This window comes from Streptococcus sp. (assembly GCF_041802885.1).
Classification (GTDB): Bacteria; Bacillota; Bacilli; order Lactobacillales; family Streptococcaceae; genus Streptococcus.
Genome location: NZ_JBHCHN010000032.1, coordinates 1 through 8906, shown reverse-complemented (window position 1 = coordinate 8906; position 8906 = coordinate 1). Strand labels below are relative to the sequence as shown.

7 protein-coding genes are annotated in these 8906 nt (G+C 49.4%); 2 read left to right on the top strand and 5 right to left on the bottom strand.

Going from position 1 to position 8906, the window contains the following annotated elements:
* Positions 1-195 precede the first annotated feature (195 nt).
* Positions 196-1356: an MFS transporter gene (locus tag ACEYCN_RS04510; RefSeq protein WP_373713107.1), complete on the bottom strand. Its 1161-nt coding sequence runs from the start codon at positions 1354-1356 to the stop codon at positions 196-198.
* Positions 1357-1441: 85 nt separating this feature from the next.
* Here ACEYCN_RS04510 and ACEYCN_RS04505 point away from each other — a divergent pair, with 85 nt between their 5' ends.
* Positions 1442-2104 carry a cyclic nucleotide-binding domain-containing protein gene (locus ACEYCN_RS04505; RefSeq protein ID WP_373713106.1) on the top strand — a complete coding sequence of 221 codons (663 nt, stop codon included), beginning with the start codon at positions 1442-1444 and terminating at the stop codon, positions 2102-2104.
* 68 nt (positions 2105-2172) lie between these two features.
* Positions 2173-2787, top strand: a complete 615-nt coding sequence (gene def / locus ACEYCN_RS04500) for a peptide deformylase (protein WP_373713105.1) — start codon at positions 2173-2175, stop codon at positions 2785-2787.
* Between the two features lie 35 nt (positions 2788-2822).
* Here def and ACEYCN_RS04495 read toward each other — a convergent pair whose 3' ends face one another.
* The 4 genes from ACEYCN_RS04495 to ACEYCN_RS04480 all read right to left on the bottom strand — a co-directional run.
* Positions 2823-3803, bottom strand: a complete 981-nt coding sequence (locus tag ACEYCN_RS04495) for a Gfo/Idh/MocA family protein (protein WP_373713104.1) — start codon at positions 3801-3803, stop codon at positions 2823-2825.
* A gap of 58 nt (positions 3804-3861) precedes the next feature.
* Entirely contained in the window at positions 3862-5103 is a 1242-nt protein-coding gene (locus ACEYCN_RS04490; RefSeq protein WP_373713103.1) for an aminopeptidase, read from the bottom strand.
* A gap of 207 nt (positions 5104-5310) precedes the next feature.
* Positions 5311-5913: a nitroreductase family protein gene (locus ACEYCN_RS04485; RefSeq protein ID WP_373713102.1), complete on the bottom strand. Its 603-nt coding sequence runs from the start codon at positions 5911-5913 to the stop codon at positions 5311-5313.
* Positions 5914-6041: 128 nt separating this feature from the next.
* The coding region (locus tag ACEYCN_RS04480; RefSeq protein WP_373713101.1) for a PolC-type DNA polymerase III at positions 6042-8906 on the bottom strand (2865 nt) is incomplete at its 5' end.

Here is an 8906-nt window from a genome sequence, read left to right as displayed (position 1 = left end):
GCAGCCCACTAAAAATTTATCCAATCGCATAGACCCATTATAGCAGAAATTCAGGACAAAAATAGAAAAAACGCTGATAGCTCAGCGTTCTTTCTAGGAGATATATGAAAAAGAAAATTTGTTTTCCTATTACTAGGATGAACTTAGTATAAACCCGGCTCCTTAAAGTTTCCTAAAAGAATTCTTGCAGAAAACTTAAGCAGATTTTTTTCTCCTTACTTGTTGGACAATCAAGGCCAAACTGACCAGGGCACAACCGAAAGCATAGATGCCAAAGGCTCCAGTTGGAGTTGGATTGAGGGTTTCCAAAAAGGTTGGCAGGATAGAGGCCGTTGCTCCACCAATATTACAGCCCATCAACACCAAGGTCATGACCAGAGTCAGCAGGGCAGGCGGTGTTTTCTCCGTCGTCCGACTAAAGACGATATTGAGGACCACGCTGTAAAAGAAGCCCGATACCATGGCCCCCAAAGCCAAGACCAATAAATCAGTGGAGAAGGCAACTACCAGGATGGCCAAGCCAAAGACCACATAGGCCAGAGGCAGAAGCCAATCCTTGAGCCGTCCCACCAAGAAACCAAAGAGAGCCCCTGAGAGGATACCCATCAGCTGCATGCCCCCTAAAATCCAACTGGCCTGAACGGCCGTTCCCAGCTGCTGATTGGTCACAAGGAGGGGGATTCGGATGGTGATGAAGGTATTAACATTGATGACAAAGAAAGCTAGAAAGGCCAGACCCAGGCCCATTTTCAAGAGGTCCTTGGTCAACTTAGGCTTTTCGCTGGAAGCTTCTTCTGCCACCATCTCCCTCTTGGGGACAAAGGTCACAAAGAGAAAGAGGATGATGAGGGCCACCAGGTAGGCCAAAAAGGCCGCCTGCCAGCCAAAGCCACTGAGCCAGCCAACCAAGATGGTCAAGCTAGCACTCCCCAGGACCTCAAAAGAGCCCCGCAGCCCCATCATCTGGATTCGTTCCTTTCCTTGGTAAAAAAGACCCACGATGTTGATAGCCCTGGCGTTGATGAGCCCAATCCCCAGTCCCAGTAAGCACCTGGATAGGAAAACCAAGGCATATTGGGGGAGAAGAAATGGCAGGGCCCCACCTAGCGCCATCAAGGTCAAGCCTAAAACAATCAGGCTTCTCTCTGAGAAAAAGCGGATAAAGAGGGGGTTAGCTAGGAGGCTGACCATGATAAAGAGAGAGGTAATAGTGATCAGCAACTCCACCTGAGAGGCTGCATAGCCTTGCTGGCCAAAATGCTCCACCATTTGGGGCAGGGCTGGAGAGACCGCGAAGGTCGAAACCAGCATCAGCGAAAGGGAGAGAATGCTGATTTTTTCGATTATCTGTTTCATAGTTCACCTGAATATTCTTTTTTAGCAAGTTCTAGTATAATAGAAAGCAAAGAAAGAAAATAGGACAAATGTCACAAATATACTTATGGAAATCATTAAAGAAACAAAAATAATCCAAACCTTCCTGACAAGCCCAGAAATCCGCCAGGTTTTTCCAGACCATTACCAGTCTCAACTCCGCCTAGTCGCCTATGCGGCAGAAGAAGCCATCTGCCAGCAGGATGACCAGCTGACCGCCCTTTCCTTAGTGGTCAAGGGCAAGGTCAAGATTGTCCGCAGGCTCTTCAATGGAAAAGATTATATCCTAGACATTTCCAGCCGTCCTAATCTGATCGGGGACATCGAATTGCTGACAGGCCAGGCCATCGTCTCCTCTGTCATCGCCCTAGAAAAGGTCTGGGTGGTCCAACTTCCCCTGTCGAATCGGCAAGAACTTCTCAGCGATCCAACCTTCCTCTTCATGGTCGGAAAAGGCCTAGCCACCAGCCTTTACCAGCAAAATATCCAGGCCGCCTCCAATATCGGCTACTCGGTCAAGGAACGCCTGGCCACCCATATCCTCAGCATCGAGAATCAGGGCCACTTTCAGCTGGAACTCCACCTTCTGGCCGATTCCTTTGGAACCAGTTACCGCCACCTCCTTCGCACCATCAAGGATTTTTTGGAGAAAAAAATCATCAGCAAACAGGGGAAAGACTACCAGATTTGCGACCGAAAGACCTTAGAAAAACTGCGGATCCACCCTTAATCCTGGCTATTTAAAAATCTGCCCATTCATGGTATACTACTAGTACTGAAAACAGAAAGAGAAATGAAATGTCTGCAATTGAAAAACTGACCAAACCTTCCCATCTCATCGACATGGATGACATTATCCGTGAAGGGCATCCAACCCTGCGTCTGACTGCCCAAGAAGTCGAACTTCCCCTATCCGATCAGGATATTATTTTAGGCGAAAAAATGCTGCAATTCCTGAAGCATTCCCAAGACCCTGTCATGGCTGAAAAAATGAATCTCCGAGGCGGAGTGGGCTTAGCTGCTCCCCAGTTGGATGTCAGCCGCCGCATCATCGCAGTCCTCGTCCCAAACCCAGAGGATGAAGAAGGCAATCCTCCTCAGGAAGCCTATGCCCTCCAGGAAATCATGTACAACCCCCGCATCATTTCCCACTCAGTCCAAGAGGCCGCTGTTGAAGGCGGGGAAGGCTGCCTATCGGTGGACCGCGAAGTCCCAGGCTATGTCATCCGCCACGCCCGCATCACTGTTGAATATCTCAACAAGGCCGGCGAAAAGCAAAAACTGAAACTCAAGGGCTTTAATGCCATTGTCGTCCAGCATGAAATCGACCACATCAATGGTATCATGTTCTACGACCGCATCGACCCAGAGCATCCCCTTGCTGTCAAGGACGGACTCTTGATTATTGAATAGATAGGAAAAGACTTGGAAATCCAAGTCTTTTTACCTTATTCCTCCTCAGGATAGGTCAAACCCCAATCCTTGCGGAGTTGGGTCATGAGGGCCATGACATCCCGGCTATAAGTTAGGTAGCTGTGGTCGGCTTGCCCAGAGACGGTTGCCTCCATGTCCAAGACTTCATAACGGAGGGCCTCTTTGGTATCACCCGCTTGGATGATTTCTTGACGGCCGTCTTCCGTGTAGGTGATGACCGCCTTATGAGCGCGGGGGTATTCGTAGATTTCGATATAGCCCTTATCATAGGCTAACATCCCTCTTTTGGGCTGCTTGGCGTGGAGACTGAGCGCCACCGTTGCCATTTGCCCACTTGGATTGGTTAAGAGGATGCCGGCCTGCTCATCCACTCCTGATGGAGCTAGCTTGACCTGGGAGACCAGCTGGTCTGGCGTCTCATCCATGAACCAGCGGATGAAGGATAGGGCATAGACCCCAATGTCCAAAAGGGCACCGCCTGCCAGTTGGCGATTGAAAAAGCGGTTGGCCATATCGTATTCCTTATAGGAACCAAAGTTCATCTGAATCATCTTGAGGGGACCCAGTTTTCCAGAATCGACAAGTTCCTTCAGCTTACGATAGAGGGGCATGTGGAAAATGGTCATGGCTTCCGCAAGAAGGACCTGGTTTTCTTCAGCCAGGGCAATGGCCTCTTCCAATTCCTCGCTATTGAGGGTGATGGACTTTTCACAGAGAACGTGTTTTCCAGCCGCAAGAGCCTTGCGGAGATAGGAAATGTGGGTATTGTGAGGAGTGGAGATATAGATGATGTCCACCTCTGGGTCCTCAAAGACCTCATCAATTTCCCTGTAAACTTTTTCAATCCCATATTTTTCCGCAAAGGCCAGGCCCTTGTCATAGGTCCGATTGGCAACCGAATAGAGCTGTCCACCTAAAGCGCTCATCGCCTCTGCCAATTCATTGGCAATCACACCTGTTCCCAAGGTCGCCCACTTGTATTGAATCTTTGCCATCTTCTTTTCTCCTTTAGTGTTGAATGAGCAAAAGAGCAGTCTGAGACCGCTCTTTTCCTTAAATAGCCCAGTCTCCCTGACGGAAGATTGGCACAACAGTACCATCCGCACGGATACCATCGATATCCATCCTGTCTGAACCAATCATAAAGTCCACATGGACATCGGACCGGTTCATACCAGCTGCTTGCAGTTCTTCTTCTGTCATCTCTGTACCACCTTCAATCGAAAAGGCATAGGCAGCTCCGATAGCCAGGTGGTTGGAGGCATTTTCGTCAAAGAGAGTGGTCAAGAAGGTGATATTGGACTGAGAAATCGGGCTCTTGTCTGGTACCAGGGCAACTTCACCCAAACCACGGGCACCACGGTTGTCAAAGACCAACTTCTTCATCACTTCGTCGCCCTTTTCAGCTGAAACATCTGTAATCTGGCCATTTTCAAAGGTCACCTTGATGCCTTCGATCAAGTTACCATTGTAGCTGAGGGGCTTGGTGGAGGTTACATAGCCATCTGCCACACGAAAATCGGGCGCTGTAAAGACTTCTTCAGTCGGCATGTTGGCCACAAAATGCTCGCCTTGGGCATTGATGGAACCTGCTGATTCCCAGATGTGGTTTTTAGGCATACCCAGAACCAGGTCTGTTCCTGGTGCCCGGTAATGCAATTTGACAAACTGCTCCTTGTTGAGGACGGCTGCCTTTTCATCCAGGCGGGCTTCATGCTCAATCCAGGCTTGTACAGGATCCTCTTCGTAGACACGACAGGTTTTGAAGATTTGGTCCCAGAGAAGATCTACTGCTTCCTCATCGCTGGCAGCATCTGGAAAGACTTGTTTGGCCCAGGCAAGACCTGATGCGGCTCCCAAAGTCCAGCTGATTTTATTGGCCTGACTAGCCAAGCGCAGGGGCTTAAGGGCAATATTGAGGGCCCGAGTTGCGGTGGACAGTTTTTCTGGATCAACCCCGTCCAGGGCATCTGGTGCGTCTGAGAGGATGACCAGACGGCTGGCCTTCTTATCTAGGACATAGTTCATTTCTTCGATCCGGTACTGGGGTACATTTTCCAGGCGCTCACTTGGGACATTAAGGTAGCGCTGGCGGAGGACAAAGTCATCTGTCCAGGTAACCATGACTTCAACCGCTCCCAGAGCATAGGCTTCTTCCACCAAGAGACGACCCAATTCTGCCTGTTCTACAGCGATGGTCAAAGCCACCGTGTGGCCTGGCTGGACATTGATTCCCTGCTTCACCAAGAGGTGAGCATATTTTTTTAGGTTTTCTTTAAAATTTGGTAAAACCATGAGATTCTCCTTTTGCTTGATATACCTTACTATTGTACCATAATTCGGGGCTGGAAAGTGAAAAAAACTTCCCACAGATGCAGGAAGTTTCATCAATAAAGCCTTAATTTGGCTATGTGAAATGCTCAGTTTCTATCAGTTGTTCTGCCGAGGTTTGACACTCGCCAAGACAAGTTAACGACCTAATAAGACAAACTGGAAACTTGATTAGTTACCAAAAACCTTTACACGGTCACTATCCGACATATAGTCTTTGTCAGCTGCTGGTGCTGCGATGCTGCCAAATGGTGCTTGAGCACGGAGTTTCCAGTTGGCTGGGATGCCGTATTTTTCAGCTACTTGAGCGTCTACCAATGGGTTGTAGTGCTGCACGTTGAGGCCGATATTTTTCTCAGCGAAGGCCAACCAAACAGCATAGAGGTTGATACCGTGAGTTTGTTCAGACCAGATTGGGAAGTTTTCTGCGTAAAGCGGGAAGCTTTCTTGGAGGCCCTTAACCACATCTTGGTCTTCGAAGAAGAGGATGGTACCAGCGCCAGCCGCAAAGCCAGACAAGCGGCCTTTTGTCGCTTCGAAGGCTTCAGCAGGGGTCACTTTTTCCAATTCGCTATAAGCAATTTCATTCCAGAAGGCTTCTGATTCAGCTCCGAAGAGGACTACTGCTCGGCTGGATTGTGAGTTGAAAGCTGATGGCGATTCTTTCATGGCCTTCTCAACAGTTGCGACCACTTCTTCATTAGATACTGGCAGGTCCTTACCCAAGGCATAGATGGTACGGCGTTTTTCTTGTAGGCTTGCAAAGTTTGACATAGGATTTCCTCACTTTATTTTATTACTATGTAGTGATTATATACCCATTTTTCTTTCCTGTCAACGATTTGACATTTTCATTTCATTTTCATAGAGAAAAGGCCTGTTTCCAGGAAACAAGGCCTTGCTTAAAACAATTCATCAAAGAGGCTGAGTTGGTTATCCTCTGGCATCTTGCCCAGAATGCCCATCTCATCCATTTTTTCGACCAGGGTGCTGGAGAGGCCGCCCCGCTTGCGCAGCTCTGTCTTGGAGAGGAAATCTCCTTCTTCTCGGGCTGCGACCAGCTGTTTGGCAACGTTCTCGCCCAGACCATCCATGGCCACAAATGGCGGAATGAGGGTGTCTCCTTCTATCAAAAACTCAATGGCATCAGACTTGTAAAGGTCCAACTTGCCGAACTTGAAACCGCGCTCCAACATTTCATTGACAATTTCCAAGGTGGTGTAAAGGTCATTCTCCACATTGGAGGCTTCATTGTTTTTCTTCTTGAGAGCGATTTCGTCCATCTTGGCCTTGACCTTATTCAAGCCACCGCTCATGGTTGCCAAATCAAAGGCCTTGGCACGGATGGAGAAATAAGCACAATAGTAATAAATCGGATGATGAACCTTGAAGTAGGCTACCCGTAGGGCCATCATTACATAGGCGGCCGCATGGGCCTTAGGGAACATGTACTTGATTTTCCCACAAGATTCGATGTACCAGTCAGGAACATTGTTGTCCTTCATGGCCTGGATATAGCCATTGCGCTCTTCTTCTGAAATCTTGAGCCAGGCACCCTTACGCACCCGCTCCATGATGTTAAAGGCCATCTTTGGCGGGAGGCCGGCATGCATGAGGTAAACCATGATGTCATCCCGACAGCCGATAACGGTGGACAGATCCGCAATTCCAGCCTTAATCAGGTCTTGGGCATTGCCCAGCCAAACGTCCGTTCCATGGGAAAGGCCAGATAGCTGGAGGAGTTCAGAGAAGGTGGTCGGGTGGGTTTCTTCTACCATGCCCCGAACAAAGTTAGTTCCGAACTCTGGAATCCCTAACATCCCAGTTGGGGTCCCAATCTGTTCCGGTTCGACGCCGAGAATCTCTGTCCCCCTAAAGAGGGCCATAACTCCCTGATCATCGAAGGGAATAGACCTTGGATCAATCCCAGACAGTTGCTGGAGTTTTCGAACCATGGTGGGATCATCATGACCCAGGACATCGAGCTTGAGGATATTTTCATCGATATCGTGGAAGTTGAAGTGGGTGGTTTGCCAGGCAGCAGTGTTGTCATCGGCAGGATATTGAACAGGGGTAAAGTCATAGACATCCATATAATCTGGAATAACAACGATACCACCCGGGTGCTGACCAGTTGTCCGTTTGACCCCAGCCGCTCCAGCAGCCAGGCGCTCCACTTCCACATCCTTATAAAACTTCCCATAGTCCCGCTCATAGCCACGGACAAAGCCATAGGCTGTTTTGGCAGCAACGGTACCTACGGTACCTGCCCGAAAGGCATATTCTTCCCCGAAAATATCCCGGACATCCAAATGGGCATCGGGCTGGTCATCTCCAGAGAAGTTCAAATCGATATCGGGCACCTTGTCCCCATCGAAACCAAGGAAGGTCTCAAAGGGAATGTCCTGACCGTCCTTATTGTAGGCATGGCCACATTTTTCACAGTTTTTATCCGGCATATCGAAACCAGAACCGTAGGAGCCATCTGTGATGAACTCGGAGTGCTGGCAGTTTGGACAGACGTAGTGAGGGGGCATTGGATTGACTTCTGTAATCCCGATCATGGTGGCGACAAAACTAGAGCCGACAGACCCCCGTGAACCAACCAGGTAGCCCCGCTCATTAGAGCGATGCACCAGCATCTGGGAGGCCAGATAAATCACGGCGAAGCCATTTCCCAAGATGGAAGATAGTTCTTTCTCGATGCGCAGGTCGATGATGTCTGGCAGAGGATTGCCATAGATTTCAAAGGCCTTGGCATAGGTCATCTCAGCCACCTGCTCTTCCGCCCTCTCAATATAAGGGGTGTAGAGGTCTTTCTTGACCACCTCGATGTCCTCAAAGCGCTCCAGGAGCTGGTTGGGGTTGGTGATAACAATTTCACGCGCCAAATCCTCACCCAGGAAATTAAAGTCATCTAGCATTTCATTGGTTGTCCTGAAATGGGCCTTAGGCAGGGGTGCTGGTTGCGCATCTTCACCTGATCCGATGGTCCAGTTCATCATCGAGCTTTGACCCAGGGCCCGCACGATGATTTCCCGATAAATCTCTTCCTCAGGGTCTAGGTAGTGGACATTCCCCGTTGCAAGGACAGGCAAGTTGGCCCTGCGACCCAGGTCAATCAGGTCGCGGATAATTTGGCGGATGGCCTCTTCATCCTTGATCAGATCGCGAGCGATAAGGGGGGCATAGAGGGCTGGTGGCATGACTTCGATAAAATCATAGTAGCTGACCACTTCCATGGCTGCCTCTGACCCTTGTGACAGCAAGGTATCAAAGACCTCACCATCCGCACAGGCAGTTCCTAAAATCAAGCCTTCTCGGTGCTGGTTCAGAACCGTTCTTGGAATCCTGGCCACACCCTCAAAGTATTTGACATTGGAGAGGGAGACCAGCTTGAAGATATTTTTCAAGCCCACCTGATTGGTCACGTAGATGGTGGCATGCTTGACTCTAGCCTTCTTATAAGAATCCTCCCGTACCAGACGGCTGTTCAATTCCGCCAAATCAGTGATGCCATGGCGGTCGCGCACATCGTTGATGAAGATGAAGAGGAGGCGGCCAGTGGCCTCGGCATCAAAATTGGCCATGTGATGGTGTTCCAGGGAAACCTGGAAGCGTTTGGTCAGAGCAGCTAGGCCATGGCGCTTGTATTCTGGATAGAGATTTCTGGCAAACTCAAGGGTATCAATAACTGGTTGGCTAATCACAGGCAGGCCATGGCGCTCATAGTTGGCATTCATAAAGCCTACGTCAAAGCTGGCATT